Source organism: Pseudomonas sp. TREG-RG-20F-10-E-6-01 (assembly GCF_022662455.1).
GTDB lineage: Bacteria > Pseudomonadota > Gammaproteobacteria > Pseudomonadales > Pseudomonadaceae > Aquipseudomonas.
Genome location: NZ_JAKNQP010000009.1, coordinates 81,083 through 106,150, shown reverse-complemented (window position 1 = coordinate 106,150; position 25,068 = coordinate 81,083). Strand labels below are relative to the sequence as shown.

The following is a 25,068-nucleotide window of genomic DNA, read 5'->3' as shown; positions in this document are numbered from 1 at the left end:
CTGCCAATATCTTTATAGATCAGGTACGGCAATACGGCGTTTATAGAGTAAGCGAGGAGCCCACACACCTGTACATTGCCGGTGGCAGGTGAATGATTCTAGAACGCGGTCACGCCGGCTGTGCGACGAGGTTCAGGTCGGCCTGGTGTATACCGACGTACTCGGCAAACGACCCCCAATGAGTGAAGCCCGGTTGAAACTGGGTAGTGCAGACTTGCGGGTTACCGCTGTTGCACTCGCGACACGCGCCACATCAGCCTGCAAAGGGCGACCGTCACACGGTCGCCGACCTTCCACCGGGTGATGTCCCTGACAACTCCAGGGCTCTGCGCTGGAATTCCGTGCGGCTTAGCACAACACTCGCGCCGTGCTGTACACACGTAGCCGCTCCCGACGGCCCTGGCCTTATTTGTCGAGCGCCTGCTGCCTTGCCATTTCCTGGCTGCGCAGAATGAACCGCTGCAGTTTGCCACTCGGTGTCTTGGGCAGTTGTTCAACGAACTCGATTTCCCGTGGGTACGCATGTGCGGCCAGGCGCTGTCGCACATGCAGGCGCAAGACTTCAGCCAACTCGGCGCTTGGCAGGTACTGACGGTTCAGTACGACAAACGCCTTGATCAGCTCGGTGCGTTGCGGGTCGGGTTTGCCGATGACGGCGGTTTCAACCACCGCCGGGTGTTCGATCAGCGCACTTTCCACATCGAAAGGCCCGACGCGATAACCGAACGTGGTGATCACGTCGTCGTTACGGCCGACGAAGCTGATACTGCCGTCGTCATTGAGCTCCACGATATCGCCGCTCAAGTAATAGCGGTCGACAAAGGCCTTGGTGTGCATACCGAAGTAGCCGTTGAACCAGCACAGGGGCGAGCGCTCGCGATCCACCGCCAGCACGCCTGGCCGGCCAGTCGGCAATTCGCGATGTGCGTCATCCAGCACGACAATCCGGTACCCCGCAACCGCATAACCGGCCGAGCCCTCACGTACCGGGTGGCGCAAGCCGTGGTGATTGCACAGCACCATGCCGATTTCAGTCTGGCCGTAGTGGTCGTGGATGACCACACCGAGTTCTTCGGCAAACCACCGAATGACTTGCGGGTTAAGCGGTTCGCCGGCGCTGCTGATGACACGCAGGTGGCCACGCACGGCGTCGGCGAACTCAGCCCCTGCCGCGATCAGCAGACGATAAGCCGTCGGCGAGCCGGCCAGGTTGCTGATCGCATACTTGGCGATGATCCGGCAGGTACTGTCCACCGCAAAAGGGCCGTCATAGAACAGCGTGGCACGGCCACACGCCAGCGGGCCGGTCACTGCGTAGTACAAACCATAGGCCCAGCCGGGGTCGGCGAGATTCCAGAAATGGTCGTCCTCTCGCAGGTCAATCGAATCACGCATATAGCCCTTGAAGGCCAGAATGGCGCTCAACGGTACCTCCAGCGGCTTGGCCGGCCCTGTGGTACCCGACGTGCACATCAGCAGGAACGGTGCGCTGGCGTCCAGCAACTCAGGCGCGCAATCCGCCTGTTGACGACCCAGGACGGCCCAGAAGTCGTAATCACCCGGGTGCCGTGGATCAGCGCCGGTCACGATGATAGGGGGCAGTCAGTGACCTCGTCGAGCTTGGGGCGATTATGGGCATCGGTCACGATCCAGCGTGCCTCGGAGCAGCCCAACCGCTGCTCGATCGCCTTTGGGCCGAATGCAGTGAAGAGCGGTTGGTAGACCGCGCCGATGCGCCAGGTACCCAAAATGGCAATCAACAGTTCAACCGTGCGTGGCATCAGGCCTGCTACACGCTCGCCCGGCTTGACCCCTTGCTCTCGCAGAAAGTTGCCGAAGCGCGCAGCCTGTGCCTGCAGTTCGCTGAAGGTGTAGTGCGTGGCGTGGCCATCCCGGGTTTCGCAATACAACGCCACGGCATCACCGTCGGCGTGCCGGTCGCAGCATTCGATGCATGCGTTCAAGGCGGCCAGCTCGCCGTGCAAATCCTGGGCGGCCAGTTGTAGATAATCGAAAGATCTCACTGCTGAGTCGTAATCGCGCATAACGTACCTGATTATTATTGTTGGAATATGCCCTGTGTGCACTGGCCCAGTGCACGCGCTTTCATGGTGTCAGCTGTCCATCATTTCGGCTGCTTGCTGCGTGGCCTGGCTGGTTCGGGTGGCCAGCTTGCGCACTTCATCGGCGACCACGGCAAACCCGCGCCCGGCCTCGCCTGCGCGCGCCGCCTCAATGGCGGCGTTCAACGCCAACAGGTTGGTTTGGCTGGCAATGCCCTGGATGGTCGCGACGATCTGGGTCAACTTGCTGAGGGTTTCCTGCATTACCCGATGTTGTTCCGCCTGAGCCTCACGCATCGTGCTTTCTTCATGGTGGGCATGGATATCGGTGATGGCGCCCACCACTCTTTGCGGTGAGCCGTCCTGCGCGCGGCGCGTTTGCCCCCGGCCGCGAAACCAGCGGTAAGCGCCACTTTTATGTTTGAGTCGATAATCCACATCAAACGGGGTCTTGCCGCTGCGGTCATCAACGTGGGCGACAAACGCTGCGATTGCCCGCGCGCTGTCCTCGGGATGCAAGCGCGAGGTCCAGCTTTCCAGGGTGTTGGGGAACTCTTCAACCGTGCTGCACCCCAGCAGCCGGCGCATTTGCGAAGACCACCAAATGGTATTTGTCGGATTCGCAGGGTCGCCAGCCACGACCTCGATGTCCCAGAGCCCGTCATGCAGCATTTCCCGGGAAATGTCGAAACGTGTGGCCGCCAGTTCGAGCGCTTCGGTGTGCAGGTGCTGGTCGTGAATGTCACGCAGGGTCCCACCGATGGCGAGCGGTACGCCTTGCGTATCGCGACATGAATCGCCGCTGATCCTGCACCATCGATAGTCACCGTCTGATGCGGACTTCATCCGCACCTCGAGCGCAAAGGGCGTCCGCCCGTTGCGGTCGGCAAGGTGCCTGGCAAGCGCCTCCAGGTGCGGTTGCCGATCAGCCGGGTGTAGCTGTTCGCTCCAACGGCCAAGCTGATCAATACCTTGGGCCTGGATCGATGCAGACCCCGTCCACTCCATCCTGGACTCCGCCGCGGGTGCGGCGGCGCCCTCCAGGTCCAGCGACCAGAACAGTTCATCTGCGCCCCGGGTGATCAGTGCCCAGCGTGCTTGCGACTGGCGCAAATGTTTGTCGCGGTCAGCCAGGCGCTCGTCCAATTGGCTGACGTGCAAGGTCAGTGCGCGCGTTTGCTCCTTCAGGGCTTGTCGCTCCTGCAGCAGTTGCTCGACGCCTGCAAGGATGCGGCGCAATAACGGGTGGTTCGACGATAACGGCGTGCTCGCCTGGTCAGGCTGCTCCAGCCTGTCGGCAAGTGGCGCCAGTACCCAGCGGGTGGTTCGGCTGAAAAAAAGCATGGAACACCTCTACCTCGATCAAATGGGTTCAGCCTGCAAGCGAGGGCGTCGGGCATGTCGACAAGGCCCGGGCGTCAAAGGCTGTCGCCCCCGGCAGGGCTTGCCAGGCCGACGGGCCTGCGGCGATTTCCTGAGCACTCAGCAGGCAGTGGTCGAGTTCGCGCTGCAACGTGTGGGTATCCAGATCCTGGCCGATGAAGACCAGCTCTTGCCGGCAATCCCCGACAATGCTGTCCCACTTGGCCATGATGCTTTGCAACCGATATTCATCCCGCGGCCATTGCGACGGCTCGATGAAGTTCCACCAGTGGCCGACATAGTCCCACTGGAACTGCTTGCCGCTCTGCACCAGCAGGCCGGTTTCCCGGTGTCGGCTGGCGAGCCAGAAGTAACCTTTGCTGCGCAGCAGACGCCCGTTGCACCAGGGCCGCTGGAGAAAGTCGAACAATCGCTTTGGGTGAAAAGGCGCGCGCTCGCGGTACACCCAGGACGTCACGCCATAGGTGTCCGACTCGGATGCCGGTGCGTCGCCGGCCTCCATTTTCTTCATCCAGCCCGGCGACGCCGCAAGGCTGGGCAGATCAAACAGATGGGTATCGAGGATGCTGGATAACTCAACGTTACCCTCAACCATCGGCACGATCCGCGCGGTCGGGTTAAGCCCGGTGAGGATCGCGTGCACGGCCTGGTAGCCAGGCTCATCGAGCAGGTCCAGTTTGTTGACGAGAATGACGTTGGCGTACTCCACCTGCTCGATCAGAAGGTCCGCCAGAGGGCGCTTAGGTGTGTCCTCCTGCGCGTCGTCGCGGGCCACGGTGTCCGGCGACGCCAGCAACGCCTGAAAACGACTGCCATCGACTACCGTCACCAGCGTATCGAGCCGTGCCAGTTCGCTGAGGCTGAAGCCCTGTGCGTCCAGGAAAGCGAACGTCTCCGCCACGGGCATGGGCTCGGAGATCCCGGTGGATTCAATCAGCAGGTAATCGAAACGCTGCTGGCGTGCCAGGGCACTGATCTGTTCGAGCAGATCGGCGCGCAGCGTGCAGCAGATGCAACCATTGCTCATCTCGATCAACTCATCGCGACCACGGTGCAGTGATACGTCGCGCTGCACCTCTTCGGCATCGATGTTGACTTCGCTCATGTCATTGACGATGACCGCCACCCGCAGGCCTTCGCGATTGCGCAGGATATGGTTGAGCAGGGTGGTTTTGCCGGCGCCGAGGAAGCCGGAAAGTACCGTTACCGGCAGTCGGCCCGCCTGGGCGCCGTCAATCATGTGTTCACCGCAGGTTGGCTTGCGGCCTTATCCAGGTAGCTTTCGAACAGGTCGACCACCACCAAACCCTCATCTGCGGCGTCCCCCCACAGGTCCTGAGTGCGAAACTCGACGTGGTAGGTGGGCTGATGCGCCGCGCTCAGGTCGCCATGGCCAATCGCGTCCGGGAACGGCCACTGCACGGATGTGCGGTGCAGGACCACGCCTTCTTTGCCACGCACGTAGGCGGGCATGCGGGTATGCCCGGCCACATACTCGTCTCGCACGAGCACTCGGTCGCCCACCTCAAAGTGCGCTCGACCGGTGATCGCCGGGCGACCTTCAGCATGAGCGGGATTCGCCAGCTTGAAGTGAGCACCCAGGGCCTGATCGAGTTCCGCCTGGGTGATGACGCCTGTTTCGACCAGCAGGGTGGCGGTCGCGATGACATAGCGTTCGTAGTACTGGGTGCCGACATGTTGACGAACATCCAGGCGTTCGACGGCGTGGCGTATTTCGTCCACGCTGAACTTTTTCAAGTGATCGGCACCGACAAACATCAGGCTGTAGGCCAGGTGCTCCCAGTCCTGCTTGAACACCTGTTTGTAGCTCAGGCTGTTGATGGTATGAGGGACCTTGCCAAAGCCTTGAAAACCACCGAGATCGTGAAAACCATCCATCGTGAATACCTCTGAAAAGTGAAAGAAACAAAGCGCCCCGGTTACGCTACGTGCGGTAGCGCCACGCCGATAAGGACATCCTTGGTGATCAATTTTCGAAGCGCTTCTTCATCCATCGATTCGCTCCCCTGCGGCCGCACAGGCAGCACCAGGTAGCGGCTTTCGGCGCTGGTGTCCCACACCTTGATGGTGACCGAGGCCGGCAGGTGCGTGCCCAATTCCCGCAGGACGGTGCGCCCTTCGCGAACCAGCCGCGCACGGAATTCGAAGCCCTTGTACCACTCCGGCGGCAAGCCGAGCACAGGCCAGTTGGTGCAGGAGCACAGGCTGCACACAATCACGTTTTTCACGCTGGGCGTGTCTTCCAGGGCAACGATGTATTCACCCTGCGGGCCGGTGTAGCCAAACTGGGCGCACGCTGCGGTGCCGTCCTTGAGCAGCAGTTCGCGAAACTGCGGGTCCACCCAGGCCTTGGCCACAATCCGAGCACCATTCTCTGGGCTCCATTCATGCGCCATCAGCTGCGTCATGTGCTCGATGTAACCGTCGGGGATCAGGTCCTTCTGCTTGAGTACTTGCAGTAAAGCCTGTGCTCGTTCGCCCGGGGTTGACGTGTTTTTTTCAGGTGTGGTCATGGGTTGATTCCTCATCGTTGATCTTCCAGGCAGCGCCTGACGGCTTATTCTTTTTGCGCTGCTTCTTTTTGCGCTGCAGGACCGGCTAAGAGTTTTTCCAGTCAACAGACGCTTCGAACGCCGCGGCAGCCTGGTAAATCGTCCCTTCGGCATAGTGCTTGCCCACCAGCATGAGCCCGACAGGTAAGCCGTCTACCAGGCCGCAGGGAATCGACATGGCCGGATGGCCGGTGATGTCCTGGGCGGAGGCGTTGCCGATCATTTCCAGGGCTCGGGCCACATACTCGGTGATCGAGCAACCCGGCTCCGGGTGGGGCTGGGCAATGATCGGCACGGTAGGCATCACCAGCAGGTCATAGCGCGCCAATGCCGCGTCATAAGCGGAGCGTGCCAGGCGCCTGAGGTTTTGCGCCTTGGCGTAGAAACGGCCGTTGTAGCGCTCGACACCGTATTGACCGACGAACATGCACAGCTTGAGAGAGGCCGACAGGTCATTGGCCTGATCGCGCCATCCGGCTTGCTTGTCCAGCAACCCGACGTCATACAGCCCTTGCCAGTTAAAGCCGGCCCCATTGCCGTGCATCATCTGCATCGTCAGGCCCTCACAGCCGATGGGGTGCCACAGCGAACCGGCAATCTTGTGTTCCGGTACCGACACCTCCTCGACCTGCGCGCCCAGCTGCGAAAACCGTGCGATGGCATTGCGTACAGACGAAGCCACGCGCGGGTCCTGGTTGGCCAGTTCGAAGCCTTCGCGCAGGATGCCGATCCTGAGACCGCTCACGCCGCGCTCCAGGTAATCGCTGTACGTGTCGACCTGCGGGGCGGCTTGTCGCGGATCGAGCCCGTCCGCGCCGGCCATAACCTCCAGCATCAAGGCGTTGTCGCGCACATTGGCGGTGATGGGGCCGGCATGATCGATGGTCGCTTCGATGGCCATGATTCCGGTGTAAGGCACCAGGCCGTGGGTCGGCTTCATGCCGTAGGTGCCGCAGAATGCGGAAGGAATCCGGATGGACCCGCCCTGGTCGCCGCCGACTGCCAGGTCGACCTCGCCCGCGGCAACCAGCGCCGCGCTGCCGGAAGACGATCCACCCGAGGCAAACCCATGGCGATAAGGGTTGTGCACCGGTGCGGGGTCGGAGGTGTGACTGCCACCGGACAGGCAGTAATGCTCGCACGTGGCCTTGCCGAGGATGGTTGCGCCCGCATCCAGCAATCGGGTGACGACGGTGGCGTCGAACGCTGGAACGTGGCCCTCCAGCGGCTTGGCACCATTCATCATGGGCACGCCAGCCAGTGAAATATTGTCCTTGAGCGCGACCGTTTTACCGACCAGTTTGCCTTCACGGGCGCCGCTGACTTCCGTGCGCAAGTACCAGGCGTTCAGTGGGTTGTGTGCGGCCGATGGACGATAGCCCGAGCTGCGTTCGTAACGTACAGGCGGGATAAAGTCGGGCAACTCGTCAATCAGGTCGTAAGCGTCGAAGCTTGACTGCATAAGAAGCAAGTATTCATCAGCTTGCTCGGGGCTGAGCTGCATGTGCAGGCTGCTCGCGATATCCAATAGCTGCTCAAGGGTGGGGCGAACGATTGCCATGGTGGGGCGGTCCTTATCGTCAGTGGCCGAAGAGCACTGTGTACTCGTCAATATCGGTGGGCTTGGTGCTCAAGATAGTCCGCGCCTGCGGTCGCAGGCTTGGTTGGAAAAGACATCGACTTGGCTGAGCCGGACAGCCTGCGCCAAGGCAGCAGAGGTCTGCGATGGCTGTCCGGTGGACGCTGCGTCAAAAGATGCGGGCGTAACGCAGGTTCATGCGAAAGTCCTCCTTGGCGCCATAGTCCACCGAGAGATCCTTGCCCAACTGCAGTTGGATCTGGTCCTTGGGGGTGACGAATTTGGTGGCCGTCAGACGGAAGTTGGTTGTCCCCAACTCGTTATCCTGATTGACGTGCTCGACGTTCGTCTCGCCTCCCCAGGTGCGCCCGACGCCGATAGCAAATGCGGTGGTGGCGTCCGGCATGTAACGGCCCATGATCTGTGCTGCGTAGGAAACGTCTTGCTTCATACGGTCGGCATTCGCACCATAATCAGTGTTGTCGCCATACCAGGTAGCGCCGCCGACCAGGTCCATTGCCCATTGTTCTGTGAAGTGCTTGACGTAGGCACTCTGCAGTTCGAACTTCCAGCGGTTCTCACCGATATTCAGCGCGTCATTCTTGTCGTAGGTGCCGGTGGGTACGTACAGATAGGGGGCGATACTGAGGGTGTCGCGGGCTTCGTTGAGCCGCCACTTGACCGGCGCGGTCAGGATCAAGTCGCCGACGCCACGGGTACTGCCCAGCGTCGAGGCATCACCTGCACTGGAGACGTGCCCGAACGGCAAAAGGAATTGCGGGTCGATGGTGACCGTGTCGCTGAGCGCGTAGACATGGAGCAGACGCAGAATGCCGACGTCTGAGCTCAACCTGTAGTCAGAGCTGACCTTGTGCCCGTTGGCGTAAGCCGAGTCTGTGGTGGAGTGCTGGTAATAAATCGCACCGATGGTCGCGCCGACCGGGTATTGCTCATAGTCGCCAGGGGCTACTTCACCGGCGTTCGCGTGAAGTGCGGGCAACAGGGTGGAGAGTGTCAGCAGGCGAATCTTATTCATCTTTTATTCCTCGCACAGGGAGACCGGGCCACCCGGGGAGGGTGGCAAGGAAGCCGAAATTGGGCTGTAAGCGCCGATGGCGCTCAGGCGGTTGGCGACAGCGCGTCGCGCAACATGCCGGTCTGCGAGTGACAGTTGATGTACTCGAATACCTGGCTCTTGGCGTCTGACACGGACACTTCGTGGTACAGCCGTAACTTTTTCAAACCCGCGGCCACGCGGAAGAACGTCACGAAAATACGCAGGTGGGTAGGGTGGGATTCGGCCCAACGTTCGAGTTTTTCCACCGAGCGCCAATGGCCGATGTTGTAGCTCAGGTCGAGAAAGTTGCCGTCCATGTCGATATTGCGCACGAACCTGTTGCTGTAGCAGCCCAGGGGTTGGCCGTTGTCACGCAGGAAGTCCATGCCGTCCTGCAAGGTTGGCAAAATTTCGTCGAGGTACAGCGAGCGTTCGTCCGCCTCGGCATCCGCCCAATCCTGGCCTGAACGAATCAGGGTGAGGTTGTCATGCCCCAGCACCACGACCCGGCCGCCTTTGGCAGGGTCACCCGCGACCACTTTCAGCTCAGTGGTGGGCTTCATCCAGTCGGTCTGGGAGATCGGGAAGCGGTCGCGCATCGAGCCCCAGTAACCGTGTTCTTCGATCTCGCCACTGGTGGTATCCATGACTGCGCCGACACCGGGCAAGTTTTCCTGGAAGGCGTACAAGGTCTCGAACTGCTCGGCGCGCGGGGCGGTGATTTCGCGGAAATAGCCCAGGCCGTCACTGAGCCGATCCGGCGAACTCCACCAGTCATTGACCTGGGATGAGCGCAACCAGCGACAGTGGGCGCCAGGGTCTTTCCAGTACCCGACCACAATCAAATTATCAAAACCGCTGCTGTCGGTGTGGTGGGTCAAATCATGGGTTTGCGGGCCATCGGCCAGGCTGAAGCTGCCGACGATATGGCGCATTGCCTGCAATGCAGCCTCGCGCTGGGCCTCGCCACGATATTGCACGCCGAGATAGGCCATCACCACCTGTTCCAGCTGCTCGTCAGCGCGCGCGACCCACATCGGGAACGGCGGTTGATACTCGTCGGGCACGCGGCGGGACAGGGTGCGTGGGCATTTGAGATGTGTGTCGATTGCAGATTCCATGTTGAGCTCCTCGTTATTTTCGTTCAGGCCTACGGGTGGGCGTCAGCGCTTCGGCGGCAGGTCGCGCTTGGCGACCTGCCATCGGTGCAGCAGCGTCATGGCCCACCATTCAATCAACCAATAAGCCGACTCTTCAGGTGCGAGGTCGCGCCTTTGCAGAAGCCAGGAGGAATCAGCCATTCGTTGTGAATAGGGTCGATGCATGGCATGCCTCATCAGCGGTGGGGTGAGCTGCTGTGAGGTGGAAATTAGGCTGGGCGGCGAGGGCGCGCTTTGTTCGACGAGACAACCGTTTGGTTGGAAAAGACAATGCTGAACTGCAATTGCACCTGTGGTCCGCGTTGGTGCACGTGAGCCAACCGCGTGACGTGCGGTGCTTCTAAATGGGGATGACGGCGAAGGCGACAGCACCGAAGCCTGGCGAACGTCTCGATGGAAATCGCACGGCAGGACCTGAAGAGGCCTGCGGCTGCGCTTGGCCTGCTAATTGCTTTTGATGGCTGGATATTGGCCGCAAATCAAACCTATCGAGCGTCAATTGCATCGTTGTTGAGGTCAGTGCCATGAACCCAAGCACGCAGTATTCGACCCTTGCCGTAGCGGCGCCCCGTCGCTTTGATTACTGGAAAGAGGTGGTCTGCCGCCATTGCCTGTCGGCAGATAGCAAACCCTTGTCCCAGAGCAGTTTTGACGGAGCGCTTGCCATCAACACTGTTGGCGATCTGGACATCTGTTCGTTGTCATCGCCGCTGCATTACTGGGAACGCTCCGAGCGGCACCTGCGCAGCGGACCGGCTGAAGACTTATGGTTGGGCTTCTCCCGAAATGGCCATGGACAAATTGAGCAAGGCGGAAGAAAAGCCAACCTGGCAACCGGAAATTTGTTTCTTTATGACGCAACTCAAGCGTTTCGATTCAGCTTCGGTGGTACCGAAAACCACCTGGTCCGTATTCCGCGAGCCTTGCTGACCGAGCGTCTGCCACGGATCGCCGATTACACGGCGATGGTCCTCGACGACCGGCGCCCCGGTGTCATTCCACTGCGTGAAATGTTGCGACAGGCCGCGAGCGCACCGACGTCGTTGCAGGATGAGCACATCTCGAATCGTTATTCAGGCGCATTGATTGACCTGCTGGTGATCAGCCTGGAACTCCAGGACCTGAAGACAACCCACCAGGAGCTGGACCTCTACGGCCGCATCATGAAGTACATCCAACGACACCTGACCGAGCCGGACCTGTCGATTGAAGTCATCGCGCAAGCCCACAATGTGTCCACGCGAACCGTTACGCGCGCCTTCGCGCGGTACCAGAAAACCCCGGTTGCAGAGATTTGGAAGGAGCGTCTGAATGCCAGCCGTGAGGCGATCGAGCGCGGCCAGGTGCGCAGCGTGTCCCAGGCGGCGCTGGACTTCGGGTTTTCTGACTTCTCCCATTTCAGTCACGCGTTTCGCAAGGCCTTTGGTGTTGCGCCCAATACCCTCTTGCGTCGAAGTTGAGGCGCTTGATGCGCAAACGGCTGGCGACTAACCCCGGCTTTCGCTGGCCGTTTCCCGGAACAATCGGGGCGACATGCCAAATGTCGATTTGAAGTGCCGGCTGAAGTGCGAACTGCTGCCATAGCCCCAGGCATAGGCGATCTCGGTCAGGGAACGATGGGCTTGTTCGCGGTTGCGCAGGTCTTCGGCGCAACGGGACAGCCGACGCTGCCAGATGTATTCGCTGACACTGCACCCCAACTCATCCTGAAACGCGCGGTGCAAACTGCGCACCGAGCACTGCTCTGCGTTGGCGATGCGCTCGGTGCTCAGGTCGCGGTCGGCCAGGTGGCGCTCGATATAGGCCTTGAGGCGGTTCTGCTTGAAGAAGCGGAAGTCATGTTCGAGTTGTTTTTCGTCCTGCTTGTTCTTCAGCGCGTTGTCCAGCAGCCCGGCGATACTGTCGCCGATCAGTGCGGCCGAGTGGCTGTTGAGCAACGGATAGTGCTGGTAGGCGTCGCTGATCAGGTGCATCAGCATGCGGCCCAGCCCATTGCGGGCGTTCAGGTGCATGTCGCCGGGGTGTTTCAGTTGCCCGTTGGCGCCCTGGAACAGTAGCAGAAAGTGCTCGCAGCCCTGGGGGCTCGTGACGCTAAAGGGTTTGCCGCAATCGACCAGCAGCATTTCGTCCGGCGCGACGGTGCTGTGTTGCTGGCCTTGGTCGAAATGACTGACCCCGGCGATTTGCAGGATCAGCATGCGCGGCGTGTCGAGCACGTCGAGCGCCTGGCTCAGGTGGCGTGAGTAACGATGGGCGCTGGCGGTCATGCGGCAAAAACGCAGTTGGCCCAGGTCACCGTATTCCAGCCGGCCCTGGAAGTTGCCGTCCTGCAACGGGTCGATGCTGGTGGATTCCAGGCGCTTTATATACTCCGGCGTGCGGCCCAGGTGATCACTCATGAACTCTTTCCACTTCATCAGCCGGTCAGAACAAACGACCTGTTCGGTGGACACACAGGCTAGATTATTCATTGTTTCGCCCTTTTTATTTTTGGTGTTGGCTGACCGGGCGAAGGCTGAGCCTCGCCCGATCCTGGCACGCGATCAGAACGGGTAGTGATGGCCCCCGGCTTGCCAGGTGACCCAATGTGCACGGGTAAATTCGTCCAGAGCATAGTGGCCGTTGAAGCGCCCCAGGCCGGAGTTCTTTTCGCCGCCAAAAGGGGCATTCGGCTGATCATCGACGGTAATGTCGTTGATGTGGGTCATGCCCGCCACAATCCCGCGGGCAAAACTCAAGCCGCGCGCCATGTCGCGGGTAAACACCGCACTCGACAGACCGTACTCGCTTGCGTTGGCCAACTCCAGGGCATGCGCCTGATTTTCTGCCACCATCAGCGGCAACAACGGTCCGAAGGTTTCATCCCGGGCCAGGGCCTGGTCGGGGCCCACTTCGCCGAAGACATGGGCCGGCAGCACCAGGCCGCGCGCCTGGCCGCCGCACAGTTGCTTGAGGCCGGCGCGTTCGGCGGCGTCGATTTTACCCAGCAGGCCATCGAGCTGACTCTGGTTGACCACCGGCCCGATCACCGTGTCGGCCAGGGCCGGGTCACCGGTCTTGAGGTTGCGCACGCGCTCGACCACCAGCGCCGCGAAGTCGGCATACAGCGAGCGGTCGACAATGACCCGGTTGACGCTCATGCAGATCTGGCCCTGGTGCAGGAAGCGCCCGACCACTGCGGCGTGTGCCGCTATCTCGATGTCCGCATCCGCCAGCACCACCAGCGGCGCGTTACCGCCCAGCTCCAGCGCCACGCGCTTGATGTGCTTGCCGCCGGTGGCGATACGTCCGACATTGCGGCCCACATCCGTGGAGCCGGTGAAGGAGATCAGGCTCGGTATGGGGTGCTCGACGAACGCATCGCCTATCTCCGAACCTGCGCCGACCACCACGTTCAGCGAGCCCGCCGGGAAACCGGCTTCTTCGAACAGATGGGCAATCAGCAGGCCGCCGGTGACCGCCGTATCGCTGGCCGGCTTGAGTACCACGGTATTGCCCAGCGCGAGTGCCGGGACCACTGAGCGCATGCTCAGGTACAGCGGGAAGTTCCACGGGCTGATCACACCGACCACCCCCAGTGGCTCGCGAAACACGAAGCTCTGTTCGCCAGGCTTGTAGCTGGTCAGGATCCGGCCCTCGACCTGCATCGGCAGCGTTGCGCACTCGCGCACCAGGCTGAGGGTGAATTGCCATTCCATGCCCGCCTTGATACGGGTGCTGCCGGACTCATGGATCAGCCAGTCGATGATTTCTTCGCGACGGTTCTGGATGACCTGGGCGAGTTTTTCCAACTGCGCGCTGCGTTGGGTCGGGTGCAGCGCTGCCCAATCGGTTTGCGCGCGCCGGGCGGCCTGGTAGGCGTCGTCCAGGTCGGCCACCGAGGCCAGGGGCATTTCCAGCAAGGATTCGCCGTTGAAGGGGTTGCGGTCGTCCAGGCGTCGTGCAGAACGACCTGCACGCCAGGTGCCGTTGATGTACTGGTCGCCGTTGATGGCATAGGGCGCGATGATTGGAGTTGTCATTGTCTTACCTTAGAGGCAGGTAGCCGCGTCAATTTAAGGGGAGGAGAGGGCAGGCCCTGTGGTTGAACGTATTCAGCTTCGGATCCAGGCGCGCCCCCAGGAATTGAGGGTGTATTCCTCTTGTGGCCAGACCCCGGGTGGACGGCTGGCTTCGGTGATTTCCAGCTCGGCCGAGAACTCCAGGCGGTTGCGGTCAGCGTCGACCACCATGAAGAACAGATTGTTGCCGGGACCGTGGCGACCCGGGCCGAAGAACAGGGTGATGCGCTCCTTGGCGAAACGGTCGCCCCAGTCGCGAATGTCGTTCCATTCATTGGTTTCGTAGCAATGGTGGTCCCATTCGTTTTTCGAACCGCGGAAAAACGCCAGTGAATGGTGCTCATCGTCCGAGCGCAGGAAACAGGTGGTGAGCTGGCCGCTTTGCTCGTCCACGACATTGTCCGAGACGGTAAAGCCCACTGTGTTGACGTAGAAGTCGATCATCGCTTCCAGTTCGGTGGTCTGGAACACCACGTGCTGCAGGCGTCCCGGCATGCCCTTGGGGTTGGCCGTGGATGCGTTGCGGGCGACGCCAAAGACGGTTTGCCGTCCCTGGGGATCACGGATTTGAAAGGCGCCCGCTTCCAGCAACGGCGAGTCGAGCGGTTCGACGCTGCACCCTTTGGCTACCAGGCGCGCGTGCAGCTCGCTCAAGCGCGGCTGGCTGCCCAGGTCGTACGCCGCGGCGAGCAGGCCGCTGTGGTCGGCGGGCGAAATCAGCATGGCGCGCTGGGGTCCCTGGAGCAGCCAACTGCCGTCGGCTTGCGCCAGGCCGTCCATGTCCAGCAGACGCCGATAGAACTCGACTTGCTGCTGGGGATCTTTGCTTGCCAGGTGCAGATAGCACAGGCGTGCGGGTGTGGAAGTCTGCAAGGTTTGCATAAACACCTCTGGGGCTGAAGGTTCAGGGGTAGACGGGTGCCATGCGTGGCTCAGCCGCGCAGTTGTTCGTCAGGGTGATGCCGAACAGCGTCTGCAATGATTCGGCGGTCTGGTCTTGGGTGGCCATGTCGAAGATGGCGGCGATATAGCGATCCGGGCGTAGCAGCAAAAACTGTTGGCTGTCGCCGAGCACGCCCTTGAGCACCTCTTCACGGTCTTGCAGCACGGTGCAGCCCGGGAGCGATGGCAGTGTCTGCCAGTGCGCGGGCAGGATCAGGATGCGCTTGGCTTCCAGGTGGTCCCAAAGACCGTGGTGCAGTTGGTCAAGACGCTGGTGGGCAGGGTCGCCATATTGAATAAGGGCGAAGCCGTCCCCGAGGCTCGCGTCCAGCAGGTGGGCATGGCCTTGGGCGTCGGTCAGCAATGGCTGAGGAAACATTTGCCCACAGGCCAGCTTTCCCGCTTTGCCTTCGGGCAGCACCAGGCCTTTGGTAAACCGCGGCTTGGGCTTGAAGCGCATTTGCAGGAAATAGTCGCGCAGCGGTGGCACCAGGCCGATCAATGCGAAGGCCGCGCTGATCAATCGAGCCCGCAGTACGGTGGCCGGGGCCATGACCACGCCCAGGTTCAGGGCCAGCTTGATCAAGGCCCAGGCATGGTCGCGCCGCTCGCTTTCGTAGGACAGCAGGGCGGTCGCGGCCATTTTTCCCTTGATGACGCCGATCAGCTTCCAGCCAAGATTGTGGGCATCGCGAACGCCGCTGTTCATCCCTTGCCCGGCGTAGGGCGGGGTCAAGTGTGCGGCATCGCCGGCCAGAAAGACGCGGCCAACCTGCCAACGCTCGGCAACGCGGGCATGAAAGGTGTAGACCGTCTTGCGCACGATGGACACCGGGGCATCCCCCTTGAACGGACGAAGCAGTGTGTGCAGGCTCTCGGGGCTCAGTGCCTGCGCATCGGCTTCCCCAGGCTTGAGCTGGAACTCGAAGCGCCGTGTGCGGTGCGGGCCGGGCACTTCCACGACCGGGCGTCTGGCATCGCAGTACACGCGGGTCTGCCAGAACGGATCGTCGTCCTGGTCGGTATCGACCACCAGCCAGCGTGAGGCGAAGCTGGACCCGACCATCTCGATCCCCAGTTGCTTGCGCACCGGGCTGCGCCCGCCGTCGCAGGCGACCAGGTAGCTGGCCTTGACGTCGAGCAGTTGGCCATCGGCGTCCATGATCAACGCGCGCACGCCGTGTTGATCTTGAGTGAACTCCAGCAGTTCGTGATTGAAGCGTGCTGTCAGGCTCGCAAAACGCTCGAGGCCGTTTTTCAGCGTGCTTTCAAACAACGGCTGGCGAAAGGCATTACGTTTGGGAAACCCATACACCTTGCCGGTGGGCTCGACCTTGCCAAAGCAACGACCGCCCGGGCGGGTAAAGTAGTGCACGCCGTAGCCGGGCACCACGTCGCGCAGTACGGCGTCATCCAGCCCGATCGCCTGCATGGTGCGCAGGGATTCATCGTCGATCGAGACGGCGCGGGGTTCGGTCACGGTGCCGGCCTTGCGGTCGATGATCAGCGTGTCGACATTGGCCTGGCCGAGCAGGTTGGCCAGGGTCAGCCCGGTGGGGCCGGCACCGATGATCAGGACTTGAGTGCTGAAGCTGTTGAGGGTTGTCATTGTTATTCCCTTCCAAAGGTTTCAGTCCGGCTGTCGGGGGGCGTGGGTGAGCGCCGCCATGCGTTGCGAAAGCGCCTGCGCGAGGCTGAGCATCTGTGCCCCTTGTTGCGCTTCCAGGGTGTTGTCGCGCTCTTCGATCGGACGAACGCAGCTGATGCTGCCAACCACCTTGCCGTCGCTGTCGAGGATCGGCGCCGCCAGGCCGTAGACACCGGGATCAATTTCAGCCGCGCTGGCGACATACCCCTGACGGCGTAGTTGCTGCAGTGAGCGGCGGAACTGTTCCCAGGTGTGGCCCAGGTTGCTGGCGCGGACTTCGTCCGGGTTTTCCAGGAACAGTTTGTTGTGCTGGCGCGAAGTCATGTTGGCGAGGATCGCTTTCGAGGTGGCGCCGAGGAACAGCGGCCTGGGTGAGCCACGGGAATAGCTGACCTCACTGAACAACTCGCCCTGTTGGTGGATGCACACCACCTGGTCCTTGAACAGCCGGCAGATCAGCCACACCTGCTGCTCGCTCCAGCGCGGCAGGTCCTGTTCCAGGGACTGTGCCGCGCGCACCAAGGGGTCGCTGAGGCGCAATTGGCGGTCCCAAGTGATAATCCGCGCGCCCAGCGCGTAACGTCCGGCCTCGACTTGAAACAACAGGCTCGCCTCGGCCAGTTCGCGAACGTAGCGGTAGATGGTCGAGCGGGTATAACCGAGTTCCGCGCCCATTTCGTCGACCGCCCAGATCGGGCTGGCTTCGGTGAATAAATCCAGGACCCGCAGCATGCGTTCCAGGCTCGAGCCTTTGTTATCGGCGTCCTGTTCCGGCGGGGCTTGTGATTCAGACAATGGCTTCATGGCTTACTGCTCGTCGGCGATGCTGTTGCGCAGGATGCCGATACCGGATATCTCGACCTCGACGGTATCGCCAGGCTTCATCCAGACCGGCGGTTCGCGGAAGGCGCCTACACCGCCGGTGGTGCCACTGACAATCACATCGCCAGGCGCCAGTTCGGTGAAGGTTGAGCAGTACTCGATCAATTGGCGCACGTCGAAAATCATGTCGCTGGTGCGGGTGTGTTGCATCACTTCGCCGTTCAGGCGCGTGGTCAATTCCAGGTCCTGGGGGTCGCCGATTTCATCGCCGGTCACCAGCCAAGGACCGAAACCGCCGGTGTTCGGAAAATTCTTGCCAGGCACGAACTGGATCGTGTGCTTCTGCCAGTCGCGGACGCTGCCATCGTTGTAGCAGGCATAGCCGGCCACATAGTCCAGTGCATCCATCGCTTTGACGTGCCGTGCGGTTTTGCCGATGACCACCGCCAGCTCGCCTTCGAAATCCAGTTTGTGCGAAGCCTTGGGGCGAATGATCGGTTGCAGGTGGGCCACCTGGCTGTCGGCGAAACGCGTGAAGATCATCGGGTAAGTCGGCATTTCACGGCCGGTTTCACGCACGTGGGTGGCGTAGTTGATGCCGATGCACAGCACTTTGCCGGGGTTCGCGATAACCGGCAGGAACGTCACGTCTGCCACTGCCACGCGTGGCAGTGGCGCGAGCACGGCCTGGGTCAGTTCTCCCAGGCGGTTGGCGGCAATCGCCTGCTTGAGGTCGGCGCCAAAGGTGGCCTTGACCGATTCCAGGTCAATTATCTGATCACCGTCAACCACACCGTAAGTCGTGCGGCCTTGAACAACGAAGCTTGCGAATTTCATGAAGCGTCCTCTCGGAAAGGGGAACGGGAGCGGGGCAGTAATGGGGTTAATCTAGGCTTATGCATTAATCCTGTAAAGTGGGATTTATGCATAAATCTCGTATTGCGGAATAAGTGTGGGTTTTGTGTTCGATCATCGAATCGAGATTTCCAACGCCAAGCAACCCGGGCCATTCCATGGGGGGTGGATGGCGACGGGTGTGGCTATGGAGGAGTGGGGAATGCCAGGCCGACTTAACGTGGCACCCAGCAGCCGTGCAGCGACATGCGCATGCGAAACGGGATTTTGATGCGTGCGATAGGGCCCGCTGACATGTCAGCCGAGTCCAGTACCACCAGTTCGCTGCGGCCTTCGGCAATCAGGTTGAGCAGGCAGACCACGTAGCCATCACCTTCCGGTGCCTCAGCCGAGCGTGGAATGAAAATGGGCTCCTGAAAGCATCCGCTGTCACCGGGGAACCAGGCATCGGTGACGCCCGTTGTCAGGTTGAGGTGCGCCAGCAGGTTGAAGAACTGAAACGGCATCGGCCCGTTCGCCGGGTTATAGGGCCGCTGCGGATCGAAGGCGAGCAAGAACCCGTGTTCATACTGGCGGCCGATGTAGCGGTCATCGCAGCGGGGAAATTCACAGGGAAAGTCCGTCAGTGCCTGGGGTTGCAGCTCATCGTGCGAGCTGTGGAGGTCGAACACCCAGCGCATCAGGCTGGCTGCCAGGGTTTCCGGCGGTGGTACGAAGCCGTCCGCCTGGGGGAAGAAATAGAAAATATTGCCGCCGGTGACCGGCATGTCCAGGTAGATTTTTCCGTCTTTGTCGAAGGCATTCAGGGTATGGCCCTGGAAGCCGTCCTTGGGCCCCTTGAACCAGCGCACGTCCCGCGCGTGCCCATGGCGGGGCACCACGGCAAACAGCTGGGGCAGCTCGGGCTGCCACTGGAAATGCTGGCCGCCGTTTTTCATGCGTTCGACGTCCACCGTCAAGGGGATCAGTGGGAACACCACGTAATGCTCGGTGACCGCGAAGTCGTGGACCATCGCGGCGTAGGGCGCCTGGAACCAGATCTCATGCAGCAGTTTCCCCTGCGGCGAAATCTCGAAATAGGCCATGTCGGGTGTGCCGTCGCCTTTGGCTTCGTAACTGAAGGCCAGCAGGTTTCCGGTGACCGGGTCGAGCTTGGGGTGGGCCGTGAAGGTCGCAGCGTCGATTTGCCCGTCGAAATTCCACTCGCCAAGGGTCTCCAGCGTCTGCGGGTCCAGCGCCCAGGGCATGGCATCCTCCTTGAGTGCCAGCAGGACGTTGTTGTGCGCGATCACCGAGGTGTTGGCGGTGGTGTTGTTTTTTGCCGCGAGCGGGTCGTTGGTGTAGGCGTTGCGGTACACACCATTGAGCGAACGTCCTTCACGGCGTTGAGCGACCAATCGGTCGGTCAACACGTAGCGGCGGCGCAGCGAGACCTTGCCATCGGCAAAGTAAAAGCCGCTGACCAGGGCGTCGCCGTTGAAGAATATATCGGTGCCCAGCATCGGTGGGTACTGCGGGTCCGGTGACACCTGGTAAAAGGTGCCACGGATCGCCTCGGGGATCGCGCCTTCGACCTCAAGGTCATACACCTCGCCTTCGACGCGGCTGGGTGTGTACAGCGCCCCGGAAAATTCGGGGGTGTTGGGGAATGGAGTATTCATCGCTTCATCTCATGGATCGGTTTCGTTAATGACATTCAGGCCGATTGCGTCGAGAGCGCCTGCCCACAAGGCTTCACGCCTCGACGGAAGCGAGCCACCACCAGGCACGAGATGATCAAGGCCAGCACATAAGCGCAGGCGGCCAGCCAGCCCACCGCGCGAAAGTGTCCATCACCCACCACCAGCGCGGCGCCAAAGGGGCCAAGCCCTTGGCCGACGAAAATCGCGGCGTTGCCCAGGCCCGCCAATCGACCGGAGGGGTCCAGTTCGGCGGCCATCGAAAGCAGATACGGCAAGCTGAAAAACCACACCATATGAATCAGGCAAGCCGTGGTGGCGAACGCAACGGTGCTGTCGCCGTAGACCATGATCAGCGTCGCCAGCAAGGCGGTGCCAAAACTCAACAGTTGCGGGAACAACAAACCCAGGCGTCGTCCGATCATCCCGGAGAGTCCCGCACCCAGGGCGCCGGCCAGGATGCTGCCACCGAGGATGGCGCCGATCTGCTGGGGCTCCAGGCCCAGACTCTTGCCGATTCGCTCCTGATACACCCACAGGGCGGAATGCCCGAAAAACAACAGCGCAAACAGTGCGATCAGCAGCATGGAGGTCAGCCCGAACGGCCGGGCCGCACCGTGAGCAATGCGATGGGCGTCTGAGTAGTGCCTGGGTATTCTCCAGCAACCCAGTGCGGCAAGCAGGCTGGTGATGGCCAGCAGGAAAAAGGCACCTTGCACGCCAAACGCCTGCAAGAGCAGCGGCATGGACGTCACCAGCAGCATGCCCCAGAGCAGGTTGCCGATATTGATCACGGCAAATGTCGCGTCTTTTGACCTGCGCAGTGCAGCGGTTGCATACACCACCGCCATTACCGCGCCACCGCTGGCACCGCAGATCACCCTGAAAACCACCAGCCACGCCTGGCTGTGAAGCTGGGTGCTGACCAGGTTGCCGGCGGCCAATATCAACAAGGCAACCAGCGCAAAGCGGCGGCGGTCGACACGTGCCATCAGCAGCGCACATACGCCGCAGGCGATGGCCATCGCGATCAGCTCGGCGGCGAAAATCACGCCGATGGCATTGAGCGGCACACCCAGCTGATCAATCAACGCGCCACCCAGGATCGGCTGGATCTGCAGCGTGCCCAGGGAAATGACCATCATCAGGCAGATAGCGCCCAGTGATTTCTTGCTGTCGATGGAGTTGAGCGCATTCATCAAACATCACCTCAGTCAGAACTTGTGAACGTAGCGAACCTGCACGGCGTAATCGGTTTTGCTGCGGTTTTCCACGCCGGTCTCTTTATAGGTATTGAGCCAGAAGGCCTTGTCCTCGGTTATTTTCCAGAACAGGCCGGGGCCGATGCCGAGCACCTTCTCGCGAGAATTGCTAAGGCGATCGCCGTTGGCCTGGTCATCCGAAATCTGCCTGAAGTAATAGCCGTTGATCCCGACCGAGACCTTCGGGAACACCTCGTACGAGGCCGTGAAGTTGGCCCAGGCCGACTGCCCTGCCTGGGTGTCGCGCACCGGTCGCCCTTCATAGAACTGTGCCGAACTGCTGGCCGGGTCGTCGTTCTTGAAGTTGTACAGGTAGTTCAAGCGCCAACTCACTTCCCAACGCGGTGCCGGCATCAAGGTGGCGGCCCAGTAGGGGTTGAAGGAGAAGTAATTGGAGCCGGGGTTCAAGTCCTTGTGTTTGTCGTACTTGCCGGTGGGCAGGATCGTATCGAAGGCCACGCGCTGCACGAACACGGGCCGGCCCTCGGCGTTGACGATCGGGTCGAACTGGATCTGCGGGCCGACAGTGACGTCACCCAGACCGACCCCGTTGTCCTTGAGCTTGACACCGTTGTCGCCAAAGTCGCCGTCCAGGGAGACCACCGGGACCAACAGGCTCCAGCCCAGGTGCGCGCCGCCACCGATGGTGTTGGGTGAGTAATAGCTGAATTGGTTGATCAGGGTAATGACATTGATTTTCGGGTTATCGAAGTTGCGGTTGTCTTTGCCGGCATTGTCACGAATGCTGCTGGACGTACTGAACTTCAGGTAGGTCTGATGCGTCAGCCCGGGTGGCCCGGCGAAGCCGTCGTAGAAGCTGGTGCCGCCCAGGTTGATACCGCTGGGCTGGCTGACGGAAGGCGGAGGAGGGCCCTCAGCAGCCTGGGCGGCAAGTGATACGAAGCTGAAAGCCAGGCACGCTGGCAAGGATGCGTTCAGTTTCATTGACGTCGCTCTATTATTGGAGTTGTGAGCTGGGGTTGCTTCCCCTGGCGCTTCAACTTTAATTCTTGAGCTTTGCTGTTGCTTGAACGCAGCGGTCAGAGTTGACTGAGAGCGCCAGGTTGATGGCGCTGTGGTTTGTGGCGCACGTGATGCGTGGTGTGCCTTATGGCATTCAGGACGGCAGTGATAACAACCAGGCGCTGACTGTTTTGAACGCCGCAAGGCACGGCGCTCGATGCGCTCCACTGGGACCGACTTTGCCCAAAGCAGGGCCGACACCGGAAGTTCGAGGCCCCGGGCTCGCTATCGTTGTCCTGGGGCCATCCGATCATTTCAGCGGTGGTCTTATTACCTGCGGTTCTCGCTTACCACCACTAACCCCATGATGACGGCCGCCGCCAGCATGCCTGCGGTCATGAAAATGTAGGCCGCTCCCGGATTGCCTGTCAGGCCGATGAGGTAGCCGACGATCCACGAACCGAGAAATGCGCCCAGCGCGCCACAGGCATTGATCAGCCCGATAGCACCGCCGAATACGTTGGCCGGCAGCAACTCCGGAATCAACGCAAAGAAGGGGCCGTAAGGTGCGTACATCGCCGCCGCCGCAATGGTCAGCAGGCTGAATGACAGCCAGAAGTGCGTCGAACCCAGCAAGTAAGAACCCAGAAAGGCCAAGGCGCCGAGGGCCAGCAGCGGCCAGACGAACAGTTTACGCTGCCCGGTTTTGTCCGAGGCCCAGGAGACCGCCAGCATGGTCACTACTGCGGCCACGTAAGGCACAGCACTCAGCCAGCCGGTGGTGACGATGTCAGACGCCGAGGCCTGCTTGATGATCGACGGCAGCCACATGATGAAGCCGTACACGCCGATGCTCCACAGTGCATGCACCAGACACAGCTTGATCACCAAGGGTGAGGTGAATGCCTGACGGTAGTTGCGCATCACCTTCATGTTTTTTTGTTCGTCGGCCAGTGTGGCGGCCAGTCGGTCTTTCTCCTCGCGAGTCAGCCAACTGACTTCCTCGGGTTTATCCCGCGCCAGGCGCCACCAGACAAACGCCCAGAGCACCGCCGGCGCGCCTTCGATAATGAACATTTCTCGCCAGCCCCAGGCGTGGATCAGGTAGCCGGAAACCACCGACATCCATAACACCGTGATCGGGTTGCCGAGGATCAGAAAGGTATTGGCGCGTGAGCGTTCCTTGCGGGTGAACCAGTTGCTGATGAAGATCAGCATCGCCGGCATCACTGCCGCCTCCACCACCCCCAGTGAGAATCGAATGATCATCAGCATCGGGATATTGGTCACCAGGCCCGTGGCCATGGCGCAGAAGCCCCACAGGATCAGGCTGCAGAACACCAGTTTGCGCACGCTGTAGCGTTGGGCATAGATGGCGCCGGGCACTTGGAAGAAGAAATAGCCTAGAAAGAACAGCGAACCGATCAGCGAGGACGTGCCCTTGCTGATGTTCAGGTCCTGCTCGATACCGGAGGCGGCGGCGAAGCCGTAGTTGGCCCGATCGAGATAGGCCAGGCTGTAAGTGATGAAGATCAGCGGGATCAGGTAGAGCCAGCGTTTGATCGCAAAGCGCTCGGACTTGGACCCGCGGGTGGCACGGGTGTCTCCTGCCGAGAGAGCAGTCTCTTTGATGGTGTTCATGAATAGCCCTTCATTATTGTTGTAATCGAGGGTGTTGCATTCAGGTGCAGCGGATCAGCGCCGGGGCCTTGGCGCAGACGCCAGGCGAGGGGTGACCGACGTCGCCCCGGGACCTTTCAGGGACGCGCCGCCGTGCCGTCCGGCAGGCGTGCATTGGTCCAGCTTGGAATGCCGCCCTGGCACGGATAGCGCTTGGCTTTTTCCTCGTCGATGTCCACGCCGATACCCGGCCGGTCACTGAGGTAGGCGTAGCCACGGTCGATTTCCGGGCAGCCAGGGAAGACGTCCAGCAGATTGTCGTTGAGCGGGGTCCATTCCTGGATGCCGAAGTTGGTGGTGCTCAGGTCCAGGTGCAGGTTGGCGGCCACGCCGACCGGCGAGATATCGCCCGGGCCATGCCACGCCGTGCGCACACCGTGGAACTCGGCGAAGGTGGCGATTTTTTTCGCCGGTGTAATGCCGCCGACCGTGCTGACATGGCAACGGATAAAGTCGATCAGGTTGTTCTGGATCAGCGGCTTGAATTCGTTGACGTTGGTGAACAGTTCACCCATGGAAATCGGGGTCGAACTCTGTGTGCGCAGGGTTTTCAACCACTCGATGTTTTCCGGTGCAACAGGGTCTTCGAGGAAAAACAACTGGTGTTGTTCGAGGTTCTTCGCCAATTGCACGGCGGCGATCGGCGACACGCGTTCATGCACGTCGTGAATGAACTCGACACCGAAACCCAGCTTGTCGCGCAGGTGATCGAACAGTTTGGGCACGGCACGCAAGTAGGCATCCGGATCGAAGTAGATACCGTGGGTCTTGTTGCGCGGTGAGATTTTCGGTTGGATGTTTTTCGCCCTGGCCAGCTTGCCGGCGATCAGCTTCAGGTCCTCGGTGCCAGAGCCTCCGTACATGCCCATCTGGCAGCGCACGTGCTGATAGCCTTCTTCCATGGCTGCGCGAATGCTGTCTTCCACTGCGACTTCATCTTCACCGTCACAGTGGCGGTACAACGGCACGCCATCGCGGCAGCGGCCACCGAGCATCTGGTAGACCGGCAACCCGGCGACTTTGCCCTTGATGTCCCACAGCGCCATGTCCACACCGGACAGTGCATTGTTCATGATCGGCCCTGAGCGCCAGTACCCACTGACGGCCGCCGACTGCCAGATGTCTTCGGTGCGCAGCGCATCCTTGCCGATCAAGAAGGGTTTCATGTACTGCTCGATGGCCGCCTCGACCGCGAAGATACGCTGGGTAAACGTTGCACAGCCCAGGCCGTAGAGCCCCGGCTGGTTGGTTTCCACTTTTACCACCACCAGATCAATGCCGCCTGGCGCGGTGAGAATCGTTTTTACATTTGTGATTGTTATGGATTCCATCTCGCTCTCC

At 61.0% G+C, this 25,068-nt stretch carries 20 protein-coding genes and 2 pseudogenes; 1 reads left to right on the top strand and 21 read right to left on the bottom strand.

The features are described from left to right. Positions 1-121 precede the first annotated feature (121 nt). The 10 genes and pseudogenes from L8K08_RS23140 to L8K08_RS23090 form a co-directional block, all read right to left on the bottom strand. A pseudogene (locus L8K08_RS23140) lies at positions 122-311 on the bottom strand (alcohol dehydrogenase catalytic domain-containing protein); the annotation flags it as partial. 94 nt (positions 312-405) lie between these two features. Beyond that, positions 406-2,045 (bottom strand): annotated as a pseudogene (locus tag L8K08_RS23135) (AMP-binding protein). Between the two features lie 69 nt (positions 2,046-2,114). After that, positions 2,115-3,407 carry a PAS domain-containing protein gene (locus L8K08_RS23125; protein WP_277933720.1) on the bottom strand — a complete coding sequence of 431 codons (1,293 nt, stop codon included), beginning with the start codon at positions 3,405-3,407 and terminating at the stop codon, positions 2,115-2,117. Between the two features lie 28 nt (positions 3,408-3,435). After that, positions 3,436-4,686 (bottom strand): GTP-binding protein, encoded by a 1,251-nt coding sequence (locus tag L8K08_RS23120; RefSeq protein WP_242200155.1) that lies wholly within the window; start codon positions 4,684-4,686, stop codon positions 3,436-3,438. Continuing rightward, on the bottom strand, positions 4,683-5,345 hold the full coding sequence (gene nthB, locus L8K08_RS23115; RefSeq protein ID WP_145163491.1) for a nitrile hydratase subunit beta: 663 nt from the start codon (positions 5,343-5,345) through the stop codon (positions 4,683-4,685). The genes L8K08_RS23120 and nthB overlap by 4 nt, the downstream gene beginning before the upstream one ends. Positions 5,346-5,386: 41 nt before the next feature. Beyond that, positions 5,387-5,980, bottom strand: a complete 594-nt coding sequence (gene nthA / locus L8K08_RS23110; RefSeq protein WP_145163493.1) for a nitrile hydratase subunit alpha — start codon at positions 5,978-5,980, stop codon at positions 5,387-5,389. Between the two features lie 85 nt (positions 5,981-6,065). Beyond that, on the bottom strand, positions 6,066-7,580 hold the full coding sequence (locus L8K08_RS23105; protein WP_242200154.1) for an amidase: 1,515 nt from the start codon (positions 7,578-7,580) through the stop codon (positions 6,066-6,068). A 187-nt stretch (positions 7,581-7,767) separates the two neighbouring features. Continuing rightward, complete coding sequence (locus L8K08_RS23100; RefSeq protein WP_242200153.1) at positions 7,768-8,634, bottom strand: transporter; 867 nt, start codon at positions 8,632-8,634, stop codon at positions 7,768-7,770. Positions 8,635-8,717: 83 nt separating this feature from the next. Continuing rightward, positions 8,718-9,776 (bottom strand): phenylacetaldoxime dehydratase family protein, encoded by a 1,059-nt coding sequence (locus L8K08_RS23095; RefSeq protein ID WP_017478889.1) that lies wholly within the window; start codon positions 9,774-9,776, stop codon positions 8,718-8,720. A gap of 42 nt (positions 9,777-9,818) precedes the next feature. Next, a complete protein-coding gene (locus L8K08_RS23090) occupies positions 9,819-9,980 on the bottom strand; it encodes a hypothetical protein (RefSeq protein ID WP_178119716.1) in 162 nt (53 codons plus the stop codon). A gap of 359 nt (positions 9,981-10,339) precedes the next feature. Between L8K08_RS23090 and L8K08_RS23085 the strand changes: the two genes are divergently transcribed. Further along, on the top strand, positions 10,340-11,275 hold the full coding sequence (locus tag L8K08_RS23085; protein ID WP_145163500.1) for a helix-turn-helix domain-containing protein: 936 nt from the start codon (positions 10,340-10,342) through the stop codon (positions 11,273-11,275). Between the two features lie 27 nt (positions 11,276-11,302). Here L8K08_RS23085 and L8K08_RS23080 read toward each other — a convergent pair whose 3' ends face one another. The 11 genes from L8K08_RS23080 to L8K08_RS23030 form a co-directional block, all read right to left on the bottom strand. After that, positions 11,303-12,286: a helix-turn-helix domain-containing protein gene (locus L8K08_RS23080; protein ID WP_145163502.1), complete on the bottom strand. Its 984-nt coding sequence runs from the start codon at positions 12,284-12,286 to the stop codon at positions 11,303-11,305. 72 nt (positions 12,287-12,358) lie between these two features. Continuing rightward, positions 12,359-13,837, bottom strand: a complete 1,479-nt coding sequence (locus L8K08_RS23075; RefSeq protein WP_242200152.1) for an aldehyde dehydrogenase family protein — start codon at positions 13,835-13,837, stop codon at positions 12,359-12,361. A gap of 72 nt (positions 13,838-13,909) precedes the next feature. Continuing rightward, positions 13,910-14,758, bottom strand: coding sequence for a VOC family protein (locus tag L8K08_RS23070; protein WP_242200150.1), 849 nt, complete (start codon positions 14,756-14,758; stop codon positions 13,910-13,912). Between the two features lie 22 nt (positions 14,759-14,780). Continuing rightward, a complete protein-coding gene (locus L8K08_RS23065) occupies positions 14,781-16,427 on the bottom strand; it encodes a bifunctional 3-(3-hydroxy-phenyl)propionate/3-hydroxycinnamic acid hydroxylase (protein ID WP_242200149.1) in 1,647 nt (548 codons plus the stop codon). 21 nt (positions 16,428-16,448) lie between these two features. Beyond that, on the bottom strand, positions 16,449-17,270 hold the full coding sequence (locus L8K08_RS23060; RefSeq protein ID WP_242200148.1) for an IclR family transcriptional regulator C-terminal domain-containing protein: 822 nt from the start codon (positions 17,268-17,270) through the stop codon (positions 16,449-16,451). A gap of 3 nt (positions 17,271-17,273) precedes the next feature. Then, positions 17,274-18,125 carry a fumarylacetoacetate hydrolase family protein gene (locus tag L8K08_RS23055; protein WP_242200145.1) on the bottom strand — a complete coding sequence of 284 codons (852 nt, stop codon included), beginning with the start codon at positions 18,123-18,125 and terminating at the stop codon, positions 17,274-17,276. Positions 18,126-18,358: 233 nt separating this feature from the next. After that, the gene (locus tag L8K08_RS23050; protein WP_242200139.1) at positions 18,359-19,804 is read right to left on the bottom strand and encodes a carotenoid oxygenase family protein; all 1,446 of its coding nucleotides are present in this window, start codon (positions 19,802-19,804) and stop codon (positions 18,359-18,361) included. 35 nt (positions 19,805-19,839) lie between these two features. Continuing rightward, positions 19,840-21,021: an MFS transporter gene (locus L8K08_RS23045; protein WP_145163516.1), complete on the bottom strand. Its 1,182-nt coding sequence runs from the start codon at positions 21,019-21,021 to the stop codon at positions 19,840-19,842. Positions 21,022-21,036: 15 nt separating this feature from the next. After that, positions 21,037-22,029 (bottom strand): transporter, encoded by a 993-nt coding sequence (locus tag L8K08_RS23040; protein WP_145163518.1) that lies wholly within the window; start codon positions 22,027-22,029, stop codon positions 21,037-21,039. Between the two features lie 348 nt (positions 22,030-22,377). After that, on the bottom strand, positions 22,378-23,688 hold the full coding sequence (locus L8K08_RS23035; RefSeq protein ID WP_242200138.1) for an MFS transporter: 1,311 nt from the start codon (positions 23,686-23,688) through the stop codon (positions 22,378-22,380). 116 nt (positions 23,689-23,804) lie between these two features. Continuing rightward, the gene (locus L8K08_RS23030; protein ID WP_242200137.1) at positions 23,805-25,058 is read right to left on the bottom strand and encodes an enolase C-terminal domain-like protein; all 1,254 of its coding nucleotides are present in this window, start codon (positions 25,056-25,058) and stop codon (positions 23,805-23,807) included. Positions 25,059-25,068: the final 10 nt, after the last annotated feature.

Excerpts from the sequence above, each read along its gene's own strand:
- L8K08_RS23125 (WP_277933720.1), bottom strand. The coding sequence starts at position 3,407 with ATGCTTTTTTTCAGCCGAACCACCCGCTGGGTACTGGCGCCACTTGCC.
- L8K08_RS23120 (WP_242200155.1), bottom strand. The coding sequence starts at position 4,686 with ATGATTGACGGCGCCCAGGCGGGCCGACTGCCGGTAACGGTACTTTCC.
- nthB (WP_145163491.1), bottom strand. The coding sequence starts at position 5,345 with ATGGATGGTTTTCACGATCTCGGTGGTTTTCAAGGCTTTGGCAAGGTC.
- nthA (WP_145163493.1), bottom strand. The coding sequence starts at position 5,980 with ATGACCACACCTGAAAAAAACACGTCAACCCCGGGCGAACGAGCACAG.
- L8K08_RS23105 (WP_242200154.1), bottom strand. The coding sequence starts at position 7,580 with ATGGCAATCGTTCGCCCCACCCTTGAGCAGCTATTGGATATCGCGAGC.
- L8K08_RS23100 (WP_242200153.1), bottom strand. The coding sequence starts at position 8,634 with ATGAATAAGATTCGCCTGCTGACACTCTCCACCCTGTTGCCCGCACTT.
- L8K08_RS23095 (WP_017478889.1), bottom strand. The coding sequence starts at position 9,776 with ATGGAATCTGCAATCGACACACATCTCAAATGCCCACGCACCCTGTCC.
- L8K08_RS23090 (WP_178119716.1), bottom strand. The coding sequence starts at position 9,980 with ATGCATCGACCCTATTCACAACGAATGGCTGATTCCTCCTGGCTTCTG.
- L8K08_RS23085 (WP_145163500.1), top strand. The coding sequence starts at position 10,340 with ATGAACCCAAGCACGCAGTATTCGACCCTTGCCGTAGCGGCGCCCCGT.
- L8K08_RS23080 (WP_145163502.1), bottom strand. The coding sequence starts at position 12,286 with ATGAATAATCTAGCCTGTGTGTCCACCGAACAGGTCGTTTGTTCTGAC.
- L8K08_RS23075 (WP_242200152.1), bottom strand. The coding sequence starts at position 13,837 with ATGACAACTCCAATCATCGCGCCCTATGCCATCAACGGCGACCAGTAC.
- L8K08_RS23070 (WP_242200150.1), bottom strand. The coding sequence starts at position 14,758 with ATGCAAACCTTGCAGACTTCCACACCCGCACGCCTGTGCTATCTGCAC.
- L8K08_RS23065 (WP_242200149.1), bottom strand. The coding sequence starts at position 16,427 with ATGACAACCCTCAACAGCTTCAGCACTCAAGTCCTGATCATCGGTGCC.
- L8K08_RS23060 (WP_242200148.1), bottom strand. The coding sequence starts at position 17,270 with ATGAAGCCATTGTCTGAATCACAAGCCCCGCCGGAACAGGACGCCGAT.
- L8K08_RS23055 (WP_242200145.1), bottom strand. The coding sequence starts at position 18,125 with ATGAAATTCGCAAGCTTCGTTGTTCAAGGCCGCACGACTTACGGTGTG.
- L8K08_RS23050 (WP_242200139.1), bottom strand. The coding sequence starts at position 19,804 with ATGAATACTCCATTCCCCAACACCCCCGAATTTTCCGGGGCGCTGTAC.
- L8K08_RS23045 (WP_145163516.1), bottom strand. The coding sequence starts at position 21,021 with ATGAATGCGCTCAACTCCATCGACAGCAAGAAATCACTGGGCGCTATC.
- L8K08_RS23040 (WP_145163518.1), bottom strand. The coding sequence starts at position 22,029 with ATGAAACTGAACGCATCCTTGCCAGCGTGCCTGGCTTTCAGCTTCGTA.
- L8K08_RS23035 (WP_242200138.1), bottom strand. The coding sequence starts at position 23,688 with ATGAACACCATCAAAGAGACTGCTCTCTCGGCAGGAGACACCCGTGCC.
- L8K08_RS23030 (WP_242200137.1), bottom strand. The coding sequence starts at position 25,058 with ATGGAATCCATAACAATCACAAATGTAAAAACGATTCTCACCGCGCCA.